This window comes from Psychrobacillus sp. NPDC096389, assembly GCF_044762855.1.
In the GTDB taxonomy this organism is placed as follows: Bacteria; Bacillota; Bacilli; order Bacillales_A; family Planococcaceae; genus Psychrobacillus.
Window position 1 is genome coordinate 258213 of sequence record NZ_JBIWFB010000003.1, and the last position, 16821, is coordinate 275033.

General features: G+C 35.6%; 20 protein-coding genes. 5 read left to right on the forward strand and 15 right to left on the reverse strand.

What is annotated here, in order from left to right; translation table 11 throughout:
- Nucleotides 1–79: 79 nt before the first annotated feature.
- Entirely contained in the window at nucleotides 80–751 is a 672-nt protein-coding gene (yeiL, locus tag ACIQ38_RS10610) for a transcriptional regulator YeiL (RefSeq protein WP_402822084.1), read from the reverse strand.
- A gap of 81 nt (nucleotides 752–832) precedes the next feature.
- Here yeiL and ACIQ38_RS10615 point away from each other — a divergent pair, with 81 nt between their 5' ends.
- Nucleotides 833–1987, forward strand: coding sequence for an MFS transporter (locus ACIQ38_RS10615; RefSeq protein WP_402822087.1), 1155 nt, complete (start codon nucleotides 833–835; stop codon nucleotides 1985–1987).
- Between the two features lie 110 nt (nucleotides 1988–2097).
- On the opposite strand, the gene ACIQ38_RS10620 is transcribed toward ACIQ38_RS10615, so the two are convergent.
- The 3 genes from ACIQ38_RS10620 to ACIQ38_RS10630 all read right to left on the reverse strand — a co-directional run bounded on the left by ACIQ38_RS10620 (nucleotide 2098) and on the right by ACIQ38_RS10630 (nucleotide 3230).
- Complete coding sequence (locus ACIQ38_RS10620) at nucleotides 2098–2430, reverse strand: hypothetical protein (protein ID WP_402822090.1); 333 nt, start codon at nucleotides 2428–2430, stop codon at nucleotides 2098–2100.
- Between the two features lie 78 nt (nucleotides 2431–2508).
- Nucleotides 2509–2811: a hypothetical protein gene (locus ACIQ38_RS10625; RefSeq protein ID WP_402822093.1), complete on the reverse strand. Its 303-nt coding sequence runs from the start codon at nucleotides 2809–2811 to the stop codon at nucleotides 2509–2511.
- A 137-nt stretch (nucleotides 2812–2948) separates the two neighbouring features.
- Entirely contained in the window at nucleotides 2949–3230 is a 282-nt protein-coding gene (locus tag ACIQ38_RS10630) for a hypothetical protein (protein WP_402822096.1), read from the reverse strand.
- A 459-nt stretch (nucleotides 3231–3689) separates the two neighbouring features.
- Between ACIQ38_RS10630 and ACIQ38_RS10635 the strand changes: the two genes are divergently transcribed.
- Nucleotides 3690–4085: a VOC family protein gene (locus tag ACIQ38_RS10635; RefSeq protein WP_402822099.1), complete on the forward strand. Its 396-nt coding sequence runs from the start codon at nucleotides 3690–3692 to the stop codon at nucleotides 4083–4085.
- 338 nt (nucleotides 4086–4423) lie between these two features.
- Complete coding sequence (locus ACIQ38_RS10640; RefSeq protein WP_402822102.1) at nucleotides 4424–4621, forward strand: hypothetical protein; 198 nt, start codon at nucleotides 4424–4426, stop codon at nucleotides 4619–4621.
- Between the two features lie 225 nt (nucleotides 4622–4846).
- Here ACIQ38_RS10640 and ACIQ38_RS10645 read toward each other — a convergent pair whose 3' ends face one another.
- From ACIQ38_RS10645 to ACIQ38_RS10665, 5 genes are all read right to left on the reverse strand, one after another.
- Nucleotides 4847–5632, reverse strand: a complete 786-nt coding sequence (locus tag ACIQ38_RS10645; RefSeq protein WP_402822105.1) for a class I SAM-dependent DNA methyltransferase — start codon at nucleotides 5630–5632, stop codon at nucleotides 4847–4849.
- A 14-nt stretch (nucleotides 5633–5646) separates the two neighbouring features.
- Nucleotides 5647–6132 carry an AraC family transcriptional regulator gene (locus ACIQ38_RS10650; protein WP_402822108.1) on the reverse strand — a complete coding sequence of 162 codons (486 nt, stop codon included), beginning with the start codon at nucleotides 6130–6132 and terminating at the stop codon, nucleotides 5647–5649.
- A 38-nt stretch (nucleotides 6133–6170) separates the two neighbouring features.
- Nucleotides 6171–7010, reverse strand: a complete 840-nt coding sequence (locus tag ACIQ38_RS10655) for a DUF5700 domain-containing putative Zn-dependent protease (RefSeq protein WP_402822116.1) — start codon at nucleotides 7008–7010, stop codon at nucleotides 6171–6173.
- Nucleotides 7011–7116: 106 nt separating this feature from the next.
- Complete coding sequence (locus ACIQ38_RS10660) at nucleotides 7117–7545, reverse strand: NUDIX hydrolase (RefSeq protein WP_402822119.1); 429 nt, start codon at nucleotides 7543–7545, stop codon at nucleotides 7117–7119.
- A gap of 136 nt (nucleotides 7546–7681) precedes the next feature.
- Entirely contained in the window at nucleotides 7682–8005 is a 324-nt protein-coding gene (locus ACIQ38_RS10665) for a DUF378 domain-containing protein (RefSeq protein ID WP_402822122.1), read from the reverse strand.
- A gap of 162 nt (nucleotides 8006–8167) precedes the next feature.
- On the opposite strand from ACIQ38_RS10665, the gene ACIQ38_RS10670 reads away from it, so the two are divergent.
- A complete protein-coding gene (locus ACIQ38_RS10670) occupies nucleotides 8168–8647 on the forward strand; it encodes a GyrI-like domain-containing protein (protein ID WP_402822124.1) in 480 nt (159 codons plus the stop codon).
- A 230-nt stretch (nucleotides 8648–8877) separates the two neighbouring features.
- Here the strand turns inward: ACIQ38_RS10670 and ACIQ38_RS10675 are convergent, their stop codons facing one another.
- Nucleotides 8878–9759 carry a DMT family transporter gene (locus ACIQ38_RS10675; protein ID WP_402822127.1) on the reverse strand — a complete coding sequence of 294 codons (882 nt, stop codon included), beginning with the start codon at nucleotides 9757–9759 and terminating at the stop codon, nucleotides 8878–8880.
- A 57-nt stretch (nucleotides 9760–9816) separates the two neighbouring features.
- A complete protein-coding gene (locus ACIQ38_RS10680) occupies nucleotides 9817–10794 on the reverse strand; it encodes a DMT family transporter (protein ID WP_402822130.1) in 978 nt (325 codons plus the stop codon).
- Nucleotides 10795–10938: 144 nt separating this feature from the next.
- Between ACIQ38_RS10680 and ACIQ38_RS10685 the strand changes: the two genes are divergently transcribed.
- Nucleotides 10939–11832 (forward strand): LysR family transcriptional regulator, encoded by an 894-nt coding sequence (locus ACIQ38_RS10685; protein ID WP_402822133.1) that lies wholly within the window; start codon nucleotides 10939–10941, stop codon nucleotides 11830–11832.
- A 170-nt stretch (nucleotides 11833–12002) separates the two neighbouring features.
- Here ACIQ38_RS10685 and ACIQ38_RS10690 read toward each other — a convergent pair whose 3' ends face one another.
- Genes ACIQ38_RS10690 through garR form a run of 4 tightly spaced genes read right to left on the reverse strand, consistent with a single transcriptional unit; the run spans nucleotide 12003 to nucleotide 16580 of the window.
- Nucleotides 12003–13325 (reverse strand): gluconate:H+ symporter, encoded by a 1323-nt coding sequence (locus ACIQ38_RS10690; protein ID WP_402822136.1) that lies wholly within the window; start codon nucleotides 13323–13325, stop codon nucleotides 12003–12005.
- Nucleotides 13326–13382: 57 nt separating this feature from the next.
- Nucleotides 13383–14219 carry a class II fructose-bisphosphate aldolase gene (locus ACIQ38_RS10695; RefSeq protein WP_402822139.1) on the reverse strand — a complete coding sequence of 279 codons (837 nt, stop codon included), beginning with the start codon at nucleotides 14217–14219 and terminating at the stop codon, nucleotides 13383–13385.
- 18 nt (nucleotides 14220–14237) lie between these two features.
- A complete protein-coding gene (locus tag ACIQ38_RS10700; protein WP_402822142.1) occupies nucleotides 14238–15683 on the reverse strand; it encodes a four-carbon acid sugar kinase family protein in 1446 nt (481 codons plus the stop codon).
- 3 nt (nucleotides 15684–15686) lie between these two features.
- A complete protein-coding gene (garR, locus tag ACIQ38_RS10705; protein ID WP_402822145.1) occupies nucleotides 15687–16580 on the reverse strand; it encodes a 2-hydroxy-3-oxopropionate reductase in 894 nt (297 codons plus the stop codon).
- Nucleotides 16581–16821 lie beyond the last annotated feature (241 nt).

The following is a 16821-nucleotide window of genomic DNA, read 5'->3' on the forward strand; positions in this document are numbered from 1 at the left end:
CATAACGGGCATTTATTTCTTGTTAAATCAACGCAACGCGTTTGTTGAAAAAGAACCTATAGTAAAATATTATAAATAGTCAATTATGCTTTAAAACCTCAGCAAGTTTATACAAGGAATGGTAATGGATAATTTGATAGTTCCGTCCTTCCTTTTGCAAGTAATTTTTATCGCAAAACTGCTTAAGTACATGCAATAAGTGCCGATAGGATACACCTAAATAATCACAAACAGTTATGTGTTTCTCCTTATAAATTCCTTCATCTGCAGTTTGCAAAATGAAATCCGCAAGCCGGTTTTCAAGCGGGAAAGCGAGGCTTTGCGAATACTTTGCTGCCCTAAGTGTAGCTTTTACACTTAAAAATTTGGTTAATTCACGAAGAAATTTTGCATCCTCCATTAATTTTGTACGATATCGATAAAATGGAAGCGCAAAACAAATAGTCTTCGTTGATGCTTGAATCCCCTTTGTATAATACACATCATTTAATAATTCCATATCCCCAATGTAGTCTTTGGCATTGATAAAATTAATTAAGGATACTTTTCCATTTTGATGTGTTACATATATTTTAGCTGTTCCTTCCATTACATAAAATAAAAAATCCGGTCTCATGCCCTCTTGAATAATCCATTCATCTCTTTGATATTCGTGTACTTCTATAAATTCATCAACTTGAAAGCCAAATAAGTATGCTATTGAGTTATTTTCCAAATACATTCTTTTTTTTTCATCTTTATAAACTTCCATATTCCACCTCAAAACATGAGATATCTCATATTATTCATATTTCTTTACATGATATCATGCATTCAACGAGGGGGAATAAAAATGAACGCACAACGCTGGATGAGTATACGTTTTTTTAGTTTTTTTCTAACATGGGGTATTTTTCTACCTTTTTGGTCAGGGTGGATGATTTATACAAAGGGAATTACCGTGTCACAAGCTAGCTTGATTATGAGTTTCGGATTAATCGCAAGAGGCTTGTCCACATTATTTGCATTTCCTTATTTATCAGGAAGATTTAGCAGTAAAACCTTATTAAAAGTGGCTGGAATCGGCACACTGGTTGCACTTCTTTGTTATATTCCGACAAGCTCCTTTACTGGTCTACTAATAGTAACCATCTTTTTACACTTATTTTATCCAGCTTTGTTGCCTACTTTAGAAAGTGCTGCCAGTGTCCTTGTGCAAAGTAAACAATTAAGACACTATGGAAGAAGTCGTCAATGGGGATCTATTGGTTTTGTCTCAGTCGGCTTGATTTTAACCATTTTAACAGGGATGTTTGGGGATGGAGTTATTTTTTGGGCACTATTACTTGGGATGATTGGTTTTGTGTATCTTGGTTTTATGAGTGCACCCGGTATTTTATCTGAAAAACCGCAAGTAGACCAAACGCAAAACGTAGGCATGTTACATTTATTCCGTATCAAACATTTTGGTTTAGTACTCGTAATTGTCATTTTACTGCAAGCAGCACATGCCACTTATTACAATTATGGCTATATTTTTCTAAAAGATATCCATGCACCAATATACTTAATTGGTCTCATTATAAATATTGCCGTGATTTCAGAAATTGTATTCTTCTCAATAGCGGATAAACGATTTAGCGGATTTTCAGTTGGCACTTTATTAACATTAGCAGCAATTGGTTCTTCCATTCGCTGGATATTAGTGTTCGCCTTCCCAAATGTACTTGTTTTCAGTGTCGCACAAATTTTGCATGCATTCTCGTTTGCTATGGCGCATTATGCTTTTATGAGATACTTAATCAACAACATCTCACAAGCTCAAGTTTCGCAAGCCCAAGGCATATATTCAACGCTTGCGCTTAGCTGGAGTACAGCACTGTTTACCATTTTAGGAGGCTATTTATACGAAGTTGAGCCAAGATATGCCTTTCTCGGCATGATTATTTGTACACTACCAGCAATGTTTATTGCGCTTGTATATCGAAAACTGGAACTTAAAGGTTAATGTAAAATACACAAAAAAAAAATGAGCTGGGAAATGTATCTCCAAGCTCATTGTATTTTCATGCCTCTCTCTTACTAAGCACCCGTAAGTTGAATAACTAAGCTCTAAGCTTATTTGTGATCCTCAATAGTTTCAATATCACTAAGAAAAATTAAACCATTTCTTTTTATCGTGTATCTTACGAAGTATATCTTATCTTTCTGAATTAAATTCATTACCATTGGTTCCCTAACTATTACTTTAATTTCTTCTTGATGTCCCACTGGGGCATTGGGGTTAAATCCCTTTATCCATGCTTCCTTGTTATCGTTAGAATACCCTTTTTCAGTGACAGTAAAATCAGTTACAGTTAACACAGACGAAAAAGAATTATAAATAAAAAAAACAATCAAAAAGGCAACAGAGATTGTTATAGCCGACAATAAAATTCTTTTACTCTTCATAAAATTCCCCTTCCTACAATATCGTGCCGCTTTAGTTCAATAAGAAAAACTTTACTCCTTCTTGAAGTAAAGCACCCGTTAGTTGAAGAAGAAACTCAGTACTAGCGGTAAGAATAACAGACTAATTGCAGTGAAAATAAGTATGGTAGAAATCAATTTCGGTAGTTTTTCTCTATCTTTTCCTTTATTCCTTCCGCTAAATTGCAATTTATTTCTATATAGCACCAAAAACAGAATAAGAATAGAGACATAAGGCGTCCAACCATATCTTTCAATATCAATGCCAATCTCTAAATATATACTTCCGAAAAAAATAACCCATATGCTACTAACAAATGCGAATATAACTAAAATTATTGCTGACTCTAAAAAAACTCTCATAGTACTCTCCTAATTTATATCTAATTAGTTTTACCCTTTATGTCACTAAACGCTGCTTTAGTTCAATAAGAAAAAAGGTTATACCCCTTTTTGAAGTAAAGTACCCGTTAATTAAAGAATTTGTTATCTTTTTCATTCTAAAACAAATCCAAAACGTAGGGATATATGTATTGTAAAGTCAGAATAAAAAGAGCAATCAAGCCTATTGTGGATATTAAAAACACCCAAACCTTTTTTATCTTTATCTGTACAAAAGCAGATACCAACACAAGAATATTAAAAATCACAATCATTGAAACCCAAACTCCATAAGTTTGATCTGGGTCTGGTGCAGCAATGCTAAACATTGGACCTATACCAATAAGATTTACTAATATGAATAACAATCCGTGTACCAAATATACAGCTGCCTTAAACAATTAAACCACCTGCTCTCTCTAGTCTCAATCGGTAGTTAAACAATCCTTACTCCCTTAAATGGTCCGTTTGTTGAACAAAACCTAAACAATCTTCTACCTGTATTTTACCATAAGAACACTTTATCCTTCTTGCACTAAACCGCCCCTTTAGTTTAAATGTAACATTTCGCAATGCATACCTGAGATCTACTTAATGTTTTAGGCCTAAAAATAGACCATCGAGATAATGGCCATGTTTTGCTAAAGCACCTGTTAGTTGAATAAGCACCTTCTCTTTTACTACACTTTTTCGTAGATATGCGTATTAGATTTTAATCGTATTTTGTCCACCCATAAGTCAAACTTTATGTATCAAGTGGAATTAGCGAGAAATTATTATCCAATCTTAATGAAACTTAAGAGGAATTTCTTAATTAGGTGTAGAAAAATATATGTGCAAACAAAACATAGGAGGCTACTATGACTAATTTAATTTCACATATTGCTACACTGGAAATACCCGTTACTAATTTAGAAGAATCTATAGAGTTTTATATCGATATCCTTGGTGCCGAGGTCCACTTTCAAGGTGAAAAAAATGCTATGCTTACTATGAAATCAAAAGGAGTTCCAACTATTTTCTTGGTTGAAACTGAAGAAATTAATGGATTATCATTTAGAAATACTAATACTAATATCGTTCATAGCATAATTGACTTTTATACTCCTTCCTTAAAAGAGTTATATGAGTGGCTTGAAGAAAAACAAGTTCAAGTTGGCCCTTTAAATTTACAAGGCGAATTTGGTGGCTTTGGATTTAAAGATCCTTCTGGAAATTGGTTAAGTGCCTGCAATATCCTTCACCCAGAACAGTAAAAATTTTTTTTACTGTTTTATTTACTGGCGTAATTTTTTTGCGCCTTTCTTTCTATTACACACGATGAGTCAAATACGGCATAAAAACTCCCATTTTCTTCTTCAGCTAACCTCCCCCTTATTTTAAGTACATTCTTTCACAAAGTTAACATTAGAGATTAAAAAGCAATCTTAAAGACAAAATTAGCGGAAAAATCGAACTAACCTTCGTTTTTAGTTATAGAACTGGAAAAAATATACTTACTCACTCTATTCTTACCAAATTCTAACTTTCTTTACCTAACTTTTTAACCTTGAGTAGTTAATATAGGGACATAGAGCGAAAGGGGATTTTCATTATGTTAAAAAGTTTCGAGGTAATTGCACCATTATTTGAGGGACAAGCTAATGAACGTTTTCAGTTTAAAGTGAACATTGATGGAAACGACTATCGAGGGAATTTCCATAATGATGAAGTTCACTGGTTCCATCCACAACCACAACACAAAGCTGGATCCATTGTTCGTGAATTAATAAGTAACCATTTAACATCCTAAAAAGAGTGGGCCAACTATAAAGCCCACTTTTTTTAGTACTTTTCTTATGATGGAAGTGCGTATGACATCAGCATCTACATACCGCCATTCACTCAAACGATCATTCTCTTAACGCTTCATTTCATCCTCCTCTACCCCGCTTGCAATCTGATTCATTAGGGACCAAATCTATTAATAAGAAGGAGTCCAAAGACAAAAATATTATCTTTTTAGGACTCCTTTTACTTATCGTTCGATTTTTCTACATACATAAATCATTTCATAGCTATCGTTACTAATTGGTGTTTCATTCCAATCTTTGTACACATGCAATATTTCGAAATTATTTTCCGTTAATAACCTTTCCATTTCCTGCGGGTATGTATATCGCAAACTAATATTCGTTCTTTTTTCATCTATTACTCTTCCATCTACATCTTTAAATTTTCTTAACGTAGTGTAATATTGAATTTGACTTAATGCGTCGTAATTACTAATGGTATAAACGTCTACCTCTTTATTGCATGTAGTGTCATTATACGTTTTCCAATATTCTTCCGTACTCGGTTGCAGTAATTCTTCGGCATTTGGAAATCTTGTTCCGAAAATAAACACTCCATCCGCTTCTAAATGTTTATGAATAGAAGACAAAAGCATATTTTGTGATTCATTGGTATGAAAATGTTGAATTGAGTTTCCAACCATATAGATTAATGGACTTTTACAATTTATATTTAATACGGTGCAGTCTTGCTCTAGCCAGTCAATATGCAGATCCAGTTCTTGCACCTTTTTCTTCGCTTGTTCTAGCATACCTGCATGCAAATCCACCCCGATTAAGTGGAAGCCCTGACTAGCTAACGGAATAGTAATTCTTCCTGTACCACAAGCCAAATCAATAATAGGACCGCTCTTTTTGGAAGCCCATTGTTCTAAAAAGGGCAGTTCGCCGATATATGCATTATTTTCTATATCATACGAAACTGGATCATCATACTCTTCTAGGTTTTCAGTAAATATTGGATTGATCATAAAAGAAAATCTCCTTAGTCATTGCCATTATTTTTTATAGGAATATATAAATCGACCTTACATTTTCCCTCGGGATCATCTGCTGGGTTATTCATATTAAACTCTAAGGTATATCTATTAAAATCTGCCTCATATTCGCTATTAGGCAACCATTTTTCAAATAAGAATTGATATGCCAAACTCAATTTTTCAGGTGTCTCATAAAAAGGATACAAAGCATAAAGTCCACCATCCAGCTTTTTATATTGGATATCAGAATTATTTTCTTTATTGAAATCTTTTGGGATAGTAACACAAGCATCGTGTCGACAATTACTTCCTTCTACTAAACTTGGATTATCTAAAGAAATGCCAATAAAGTGCTGAGACGGCGGAAAAAGTTCCTTTTGTACAGCCCATTGCATTAATTTTTCCCAATGTTCTTGCGGTTCAAAATAGCTGCCAATGCGTCGAATATATGCTACTTCGTAGTCAGGTAAACTTTTAATCGATACATTCATTGTGTCTTTTTTCCTTTCGAAAGTGGATGTTATTGATTTTATTGAAACAACCATTGCTTCACGTTATTTTCAAGGTCTTTATTTTTCCACGCAATTATAGCTTCTATTTCTCCTAATTCTTTTACTTGAGACTGAAAAAACAAGTCTCCTAAAAAATATGCTAATCTACTGTAACCAAACTTTTGCCCTCCGTTAATGGAAAACCATTCACGAAATAGTGCGTCTCGGCTTAATATTTCATAATCCTTAGCAAATGCCTTTTTTATAGCTTCTACATTTTCTTTAGCAAAAGTTAACCATTCATATCCTTGCCCGTCATAAGAAAAGTAGATAGAAGGGTGAACATTTGGAACTGTTTGGCGTGAGAAATGTGTTGCTACTCCTTCTCGGTAAAGCCCAATAAGTAGATTTGTCCAATGGACGGTTGCCCAATCCATTCCCGCGCGATCAGAAATAATATTTTGAGCTACGTGACCAAATTCATGTGCAACAATTACGCTTAAATGATCAGGGTCCGGCGATAACTTTTCTAAAGCAAACGTAATATCTGGAATGATTTTGTGATTCGTATAAGCATTCGATCCAAATCCGCCAACGATTAAATTTATATCAACAGGAAAAGTAATTTGATACAACTTCTCATATTCCGCTACTATTTCCTCAATGATCGGTAATATATTCTCATGCACTTTTTTAATAGTTGCAAAATATTGAGGGTATTTTCTGATCGATTCTGTATGTCTTTCCTCTGTATCCTTACAGTGTAAAAGAAAGTAATGAGCAAAAATAGTCGGATACTCCGCATAGTAACTTCTTAGAAAGTTGATAGATGGTTCATAATTCTGAATAAAATGTGGAATTGTATCAATTATTTTCAATGTATGAACGCTCCTTTATGCTAGAATCGGACTTTTGCGATGAAGAATCGCATCCAAATCATATATTCTTAAACTGAATTAATTCACTAATAGAATGAACGGGACTCTACTTTCTAGCCCTTATAGCATCTGCCGCTAAAATACTGTCTTTCAAATAATGCTGGATCTCTACGTTATTTATAATTTCATCCGTCGTCATCCAATGAACCGATTCCACTTCATCCGGACTTTTTATGTACGGTTCCCCTTTATCAAATTCACATAAAAAAACGATATCCACTACCTCTTTTCCATTCGCCAATACAAAGGAAGTATTTCGTACATATCGAACAGATTCTTTCACTTCAACGCCTACTTCTTCAAACAATTCCCGCCGTAATGTTCTTTCTAAAATATCATTAGAATCACCTTCTTGTTCGACGGTTCCACCTACTAATGATAATTCTCCTCCCGCATGTGCTTCCTTTGTACTTCTTCTGATTAAAAGCCACTTATCCCCTTTCAATACAGCAGCCTCCACATTTATTAGAAACATTGGTAATCCCCTTTCATAAACCCATTATGTAATCTTCGTGATAAATTACGATTTCTCCTGTCCAGTTTATAAGAAGAATAAAAAAACTGACGCACCTATAAAAGGCCGTCAGTTTTTTCGTTCTTGAATAGGGAAATTATTTCTTGTCCTCAGACTTTTTTCTTTCCGAATAATCTCTTATATCGGTGAAATCCGTCTCTTCCCCAAATTCAGTGCCATAATTCACATTTCTGAATCCTCGAGCATCTCTATCCACTTCTACGTCTCTTGATGGTTCAAATAAAAGTGGCAAGCAGATAAGTCCGCTTAATCCGACAAGTGCATAAATAAATCTTGAGATACCTGTCGTTTCTCCTCCAAATATAGACGATATTAAGTCATATCTAAAAAAGCCGATTAAACCCCAGTTAATAGCACCAATTATGACTAGTACTAAAGCAATTCGATGTATTGTTCTCATTGTGATTTACACCTCCTTCAACTTCATTGAAACGCTCCCTTATCTTTCGCCAAAAATAAACTTTCATACATCCAAGCACTTCGACTATAAAAACTGGAGTATGACGTAATATTGGCATATAATTTCAATAATGAAACATGCTATTGGAAAGGAGAAATGAAAATGCAATATCGTATCGTGGAAAGAAATGCTTTTCAAGTAATTGGAGTGAACCGAGAATTTCCTTATGAAGTAGAAGGTGGAGGCATACAAGCTTTTCAAAACTTTTGGAATGCTATTCACGAAAATGGAACCTTCGATCAATTAGAGCAATTGAGAAGTGGAGAAACAAAAGGACTTTTAGGTATTTGGGCAGAGGTGAATAAAGAAGAAAATAAAATGGACTATTATGTTGCTGCAGAATATAACGGTGACGTGCCAGAAGGATTAAAAAGTATAGACTTTCCAGCCTCTAAATGGGTCGTTTTTGAAGTACAAGGTTCCTTTCCCTCCGCAATTGCAACTACATGGGAAAGAATTTATTCGGAATGGTTTCCTTCTATTGGATATATACCGAGTGAAATACAACCGTTTGAAGTATACATAGAAACGGACCCGAAAAATTCAAATGCCTATAATGAAATTTGGGTTGCTATTGAGTAAAATTTTACTGTCCTATTTAGAAGTTTTTCCTAGATTGCTCTGAATATGCTTTACGGCATAGCACAATATAGGGATAGTTTGTTGTAGTGGACAATCAATCCTCCATACACTGCAAATATTAAAAATTATGCATATAGGCTAAAACTAATGGAGCTTTCTTAACTTAAAACGCACTATCCCCAAAAAGCGTCTCTACAATAAACTGTAGAAACGCTTTTACAACCAACAACTTATACAATTGACTTCATTTTATCCTTTTTCAGAAAACTAAATTTCGTTTCGGACAAAATAATCGCAAAAAGTATTAAACAAGCACCGACAATCATTTTAAACGTCATCACTTCACTTAATATGATAACCGAAAACGCCATGCCCCAAAAAGATTCCGTGGAAAGAATAATAGCCGCCTTTGTTTCGGTTGTGTACTTTTGCGCAACGGTTTGCATTAAATAAGCAATCGTTGTGGAAAAAATCCCAAGATAAAGAAGGTTCAACATCACTTCTGTCTCGATAGAAAATGCACTCTCTCCTCTAAATGCAACCACAATCCAGCCAATAATAGCTGCTACAACCATTTGAACAATCGTGATTACAACTGGATCTTCTTCTTTAACAAACCTTGCTGTATAAAAAATATGAAAGGCAAAGCCAACTGCACAGCAAAGTGTCAGCAAATCTCCAACGTTGACCTCTGAAGATAATTTAAGCGATAATACCGCCACACCAATCACCGCTAAAACTGCTCCACCCAACTCATACATATCCATTTTTCTTTTATATAATAAAAACCCTATAAAAGGAACAATCACCACATTTACTGCCGTTAAAAATGCATTTTTGGAAGGCGTCGTATATTGTAGTCCTACCGTTTGAAGAGCGAAAGCTACATATAAGAAAATCCCCAAAATTGCTCCCCTAATTAGCGTACTTTTCTTCATTTTCGTTAACTTTTTATAAAATACAATACATAAAATAATTGCACCAATTAAAAATCTTCCAGCTAAAATTTGATAGGGCGTATAATATTCAAGTGATACAGCACTTGCAACGAACCCGCTTCCCCATATAATTGCCGTTGCTACAAGCAATATTTCACCGACATATCTTTGCACATAGACCACCAACCTTTATTCAATATTCCTAGTATAGCGCATAAAAGCGTCTTGCTTCTACAAAATTTCTTTCATAGAAGCAGACGCTTTTATATTATGCGATGGTACTAATGTATTTTTCTGTTGTCTTCGTAGGAAAATATTATTGGCAATTAATGAAAATATAATAAAAGTAATCCCAATTAATTCAACATAATTTACTTGAGTCCCTTGTACAAGTGAAATAACAAGCGTTGTAACAGGAACAAAATTAATAAATAACAGACCGTTTAATGGAGTCAAAATACTAACACCGACATTCCAACCAATGAGTGCAATAAGCCCTGGAAAAATAATCATAAACAATAAATGCGGACTAACAATCGTAATTGTTTCCATACTTGGTACACGCACATAACCAGTAAGGGTAAGAAGTAAAACGATAACACCTGCAGAAATCGTGCCAAGTAGACAGCTTAATGTAGAGTAGCGTAACGCAGACCACCCGCGGAACTGACTTCCCCCCATTGTGTAAACAACCCATCCGATAACCGCGATCAATATAAGAATAGAAGGAACAATATTATTCGTTGCGGATAAAAAAGCACCAAAATTACCTTTTGTAATAACGAGCGCTGCACCAATAAATGCGATTAAAACACATACTAATGTGAACGTATATGGTCTACGTCTATAAAGCATCCATACAATCACAATCGATATCATAGGCATTAATGATTCCATAATCGATGCGACCATTACTCCAGGTTCTCCTAGTAAATCTTCACCCCAGAAAATGAGTAAGTTATAAACGGTGAATGCCATCGTACCGAAAAACCATAAGGACAATCCCTTACCTTCTAATTGAAATGCTTGTTTTCCTTCTTTCCAAAATAGTAGTAATACTAAAATGACCGTTACTGCGCCATAACGGATAATAGTAAAATAAAACGGATCTATATATTGAAAAGCATCATGTGCAACGGGAAACATTGCGCCCCACGACACACTCGCAATAAGACATAAAATAGCTCCTAATAGAACATTACTTTTCACAACACATCTAACTCCTTCACATAATAGCCATACTTATTAAACCTTACTTCCTGCTATCATGTAAAACGAATATTAATGATGCTTACTATCACTATTAGTGATATCATGATAATTACAAATAAAATTTTAGGAGAGTGGTGAAAAATGGAATTTAAAGACTTAGAAATTTTTCAAATGGTTGCGGAAAAAGGTACGATTACAGAAGCCGCAAAAACATTAAGTTACGTACAGTCAAATATTACTTCCCGAATCCATAAACTCGAAACAGAGCTAAACACCCCATTATTCAATCGCCATAATCGGGGCATGAGTTTAACCCCAGAAGGAAAAAAGTTATTAGTCTATTGTGAGAAAATATTGACGCTGACGAATGAAATGAGAAAAGTAGTACAAAGTGGGGACGATCCTTCTGGAAAGCTAGAAATAGGATCCGTAGAAACAGTCATTCATTTACCAACCATATTATCTAGCTATACGAAGCAGTATAAAAACGTGGATTTATCTCTACTAACAGGCGTTACAGTCCAATTACAACAAGCTGTATTGGATCATCGTTTAGACGGCGCTTTTATTACAGAAACAGAAAGACACCCCGACCTTGTATCCCATGATGTCTTTCAAGAAGAGCTTGTCTTAATTTCTGACAATAGCTCAACTACGCTAGACCAATTAATCCATAAGCCCTTCCTTTGTTTCAGCAAAGGGTGTGGATATCGTGCCAGACTAGAAACCTGGTACAACGATCAAAACATTACTCCACAAAAAGTAATGGAGTTTGGGACATTAGAAACCATCTTAAGTAGTGTTGTCATAGGACTTGGCATTACATTCGTACCAAGATCTGCTGTTTCCCACTTAGAAAATAGAGGGCTCATTCAATGTCATATCCTTCCCGAAAAATATAGTAAAATCAAAACCGTCTTCATCAGACGATCCAATGCTTATCTCACGTCCACAATCGAAAAGTTTATCGAAACGATTGAACATACGGAAAAGGGACCAACAGAGCCACTATCTTTCATTTCTAATTTAAATTAGATTGTCCAAGTTTTAAGATTTATTGTCCAGCTATCGGTTAAGATTGTCCAATTTTCATTGATTATTGTCCAATTTTCATTGGTCATTGTCCAACTCTGCAAACATGATTCTTCCTAACGCCAAAAAGCGCATTTTTCTACAATCAACTTGTAGAAAAATGCGCTTTCTATTTAAGAAATAATCATATTAATAAGTAACACGCCTGCTAGACCAACTAAGGAAAGAATCGTTACCATGACAGACCATGTTTTAATCGTTTTCCCGATAGAAAGATTGAAGTATTCTTTATAAATCCAGAATCCTGCATCGTTCACATGGGAGAACGTAATACTTCCAGCACCAGCAGCTAACACCATTAGCTCTGGACTTATACCAGTTATTCCAACTAAAGGTGCCGCAATACCTGCAGCCGTCATACCAGCCACCGTAGCTGAACCTACAGCTACTCGTAAAATAGCAGCGATTAACCAAGTTAGAAGTAATGGAGAAAGTGTGGAGCTAGCCATAATGTCTGCAATATATTGATCAATATGACTATCGATTAATACTTGTTTAAATGCACCACCAGCAGCGATGATCAATAAAATCATGGCAATCCCGCTTACTGCCTCTGTAACCGATTGCATAACTTCTTTCATTTTTTTGCCGCGATTTAAGCCAAACGTAAAGAATGCGAAAATCACCGATAATAATAAAGCAACATTGGCATTACCAATAAAATCAAAGAACGGCATAACAGCTGAATCTGGTGCTGCGATGACAACAATTACATGAGAAGCGATTAAAATAACCGGCATTAACGCTGTAATAAGACTTGTAGCAAATCCAGGCATTTCTTCTTCGGTGAATTCTTTCGGATTAAAAAGTCCTTTTGGAATTTCAACTTCTAAAGATTCCTTCTTGAAAAACTTCGTAAATACTGGTCCACCAATAATAATCGCAGGAATCGCGATGATGATTCCATACACTAATGTTTTCCCGATATCTGCATTGAACACACTAGCAATTGCTGTTGGTCCTGGATGCGGAGGAACAAAACCATGCATCGTAATAAGAGCTGCGATTACCGGCATCCCAATATATAGAACTGGTACTCCAGCTGCAGTAGCAATCGTAAATACTAAAGGAATTAATACAACAACTCCTGTTTCAAAAAACAATGCAATCCCAACAACAGAAGCGGTCAAAACAGCTGCTAACTGAACTCTCTTTTTCCCAAATGCATGGATAAGCGTTGTTGCAATACGCTGTGCTCCACCTGAGTCTGTCATTAACTTACCAAGAATTGCTCCGAAGATTATGATCATTGTCAGGCTTCCAAGTGTTCCACCTAAACCACCTTGAACAGATGTCATTGCTTCAATTGGCGACATACCTTCTAAAATACCTACTACAAGAGAAACTAGTATAAGCGAGATAAAAGCATTTAACTTAAATACAATCATTAATAGAAGTAAAAGTGCTACCCCTATACAAATGGATACTATTGGCATTCGAATTCCCCATTTCGAGTTAGAAGTTTGTCCCCATGTGTTTCACGGGGACATTTCTTATTTATTTGCATATAAACGTACAAATTTTGTCATAATGGATTCCATTGTTTGTTGCATCTCTTCCATCACAGTAGAAAGATGTGGCATTTTTTTATCCTCAAAAGCATTTTGCAAATAAGTAACTGCAGCCATTGATACTTCCGTATTCACATTCACTTTGCAAATCCCAAATTGGACGGCTTGTTTCACGATTTCATCAGGAGTTCCTGATCCACCATGCAGCACAAGTGGTACGGCAACAGCCTGCTCTATTCTCTCTAATAGAGGCAGATCAATTTTCGGTTCCCCTTTATACATACCATGAACCGTTCCGATAGCAGCTGCTAAAAAGTCGACACCTGTTTGCATAACAAAATCTTTGGCAGATTCCGGATCGGTTAATGTACCATCTCCTTCTTCTTCATCAGAAAAATCACCTTTAGCTAAAGAACCAATTTCTGCTTCTACTGATACACCAGCCATATGCGCTATTTCTACAATTTCCTTCGTACGACGGATATTTTCTTCTATATCGTAGGCAGATCCGTCGAACATAACAGATGTGAATCCTGAGCGAATTGCACGAATAATGGACTCTTTTTCATATGCATGATCTAGATGAAGTGCAATAGGAACCGGAGACTTTTCCGCTAGTGCTTTCACAAGTGCAGCAAAACCTTCTACATCTACAGTAGGAAAATAGCGCTCACCTAATGCGATAATTACTGGTTGGTTTTCTCGTTCGGCAACGCGAATGGCTGCTTGAACTGTTTCCAAGCTGTATACGTTAAATGCAGCAACTGCATATTTACCGGCTTGCGCATTTTTTAATATCTCTTTTGTATTGACTAACATGTAAGTCCCCCCAGCTGATTACTTATTTAAAATTTCTACCGTATCTTTTAAAGTTGTAACGGCACCTACATTACCTGGGAAAATAACATATGCGATTCCAGGGAATTTACTTTCTTCCCCTGTAAACCATACTGGGATTCCAGGTTGGATTTGACCAGCAACCGTTGCACGTTTTACTTCTAACCCTTTCGTTCCGATATCACTAGATGTGATACCACCTTTTGCGACAATATAATTTGGACGCACGGTTAATCTTTGAACGATACTTGTAACTGCATCAGAGATTTTAACCGATAGTTTTAACTCTTCTTCTTTTTTTCCTTCGCCTAAGTCCAGTCTTTCGCGATTTGTGTAAACAGTAACTGTTTTACCTTCACGAATGAAGTTTTCAGTAGTTGAAATTACACGATCAATTTCTTCTTGGAATTTTTCAGGCTGCAATACAAGATGCGTATTAAATTCAATGAATTCGATGAAATCGCTTGTTTTCAATACTTCCAGTTGCTCCGTCGTTTTTTTCACATGGGATCCAACTAGTATTAAACCACCATGATTTGTTTCTTCTTGTATTAACTCTTCTCTTGTAAGTAATGCTTTATTGCTTACTCCACCAATCACTTTTGTAAGAGCAGCTGCACTTCTAAACATAAATTGTTTGCCAGATTTCATCGCTTTAGCAAGTGCAATAACAAAAATTTCAACATCGACATAATCTACTGCATTCACAACAATTTTGTTAAAATCTGTTACTTGAAGCAATTGATTTGTAATACCTTCTATATCAAGTGAACGTAAACTTTTTAGAGAAATATATGTTGTGTTTTCTGCTGTGAAATTACCAGCTGATTTTTCTTCTACATATTCACCTAAATGCGATTTTGTATAACCAAATGTTCTGTCTTTTGCAAATTCAGTCTCTCCGGCAGGTACTAAATATTCCTCGTATTGTACATAGTGGATATTATCGACTGTGAAGCGACCACCTTCTTTGAAAAACGGAATAATTACTTCTCCGTCAAAGTTGATATTCGAAGTTGCTTCAATTGTGTCTTTTAATACTTCCGTTTCCAGTGGGTAATGACCTCTTAAAGTAGAATCTCCACGACTAATAACAATAAACTCTTTGCTTTGTTTTTTTGCCACTTCTGCGATATTTGTTGCTATTTCAATATGTGCTTTTTTTGTTTCTGCGGCAGTAAAGCCACGAGAATTAGTTAGTATAAAAAACATGGAATTCTCTTCTTGGAACCCTTTTTCTATACTTTCTACCGACCAATCTGTGTAAACAGAAATTCCATGAACCGTTTGTACACCTGTTGGGTCATCGTCTAATACGATGATCTTTTTATTTAAATCAGCTAATTGGCTAGCAAGCATATCTTTGACGTTTTGTGTATCCACTGCTTGGATATTTCCTAAAACTTCTTCAGCTAGTCGCTTTTCTGTGCTATTTATTGTTGTCATGGCTTAAGCTCTCCCAACTTCAACATTTGCAAGTTTTTCAAAGTATTGCACAATACCACCGTGATCGTCTGCTGCTTTCCCATCTATTTTCAATGCGTGGAAAATTTCTAACAGTTGGCTAGATAATGGCATTGGTACACCAATACTATGTGCTGTATCCATAACGTTTGTGATATCTTTCATATTAATATCAATTCTTCCGCCAGCTACGAAATTACGATCTAAGATTAATGGCACTTTCGCATCTAGTACCGCACTTCCTGCAAGTCCGCCACGAATTGCTTGATACATTTTTTCTACATCAATACCTGCTTTTGCCGCTAATACTAATGCTTCTGACATCGCTGCGATATTTAAGTTGACGATTACTTGGTTAGCTAACTTCGCTGTAGTTCCGCTACCGTTGCCTCCCACTAATGTAACTTCTGCTCCCATCGCATAAAGAACATCTTTTACTTGCTCAAATACCTTTTCTTTACCACCGACCATAATTGCAAGCGTACCATCTTTTGCTTTTGGTTCTCCTCCACTAACTGGTGCATCAAGCATTTCGACTCCTTGTTTTTCAGCAGTTGCTGCAAGTTCTTTAGAAACAACTGGAGTAATCGAACTCATATCAATAATGATCGAACCTTTTTTAGCCCCGCCAAGTACGCCATTGTCTCCTAGTACAACTTGTTGAACATGATGAGAAGCAGGAAGCATTGTAATAATTACGTCACTATTTTCGCCGATTACTTTGGCAGAATCGCCTGCTGTTGCACCAGCATCTATTAAAGTTTGAACCGCCTCTTTGTTTAGATCGTTCACCATAACTTCGTACCCTTTAGCCAATAAGTTCAATGCCATAGGTTTCCCCATGATTCCTAAACCGATAAAACCAATTTTTTTTGACATAAGAAATTCCTCCTAGTATAAATAATATTCCCTGTTCGGCTATATAAAATTCTAATCATTTAATATGAATTGAAACCGTTTGCAATAATCTTTACGAAATAATTGTATACCTTTTTTTATTTTTTGTACACATTTTTATAATTTTCGTGCACAAATTATTCACAATATAGAGTTATGCTTTCTTTCTCTACCTATATTTGATAAGTTAATACTAATGAGGTTGAAGTAATTAGGGGTGACA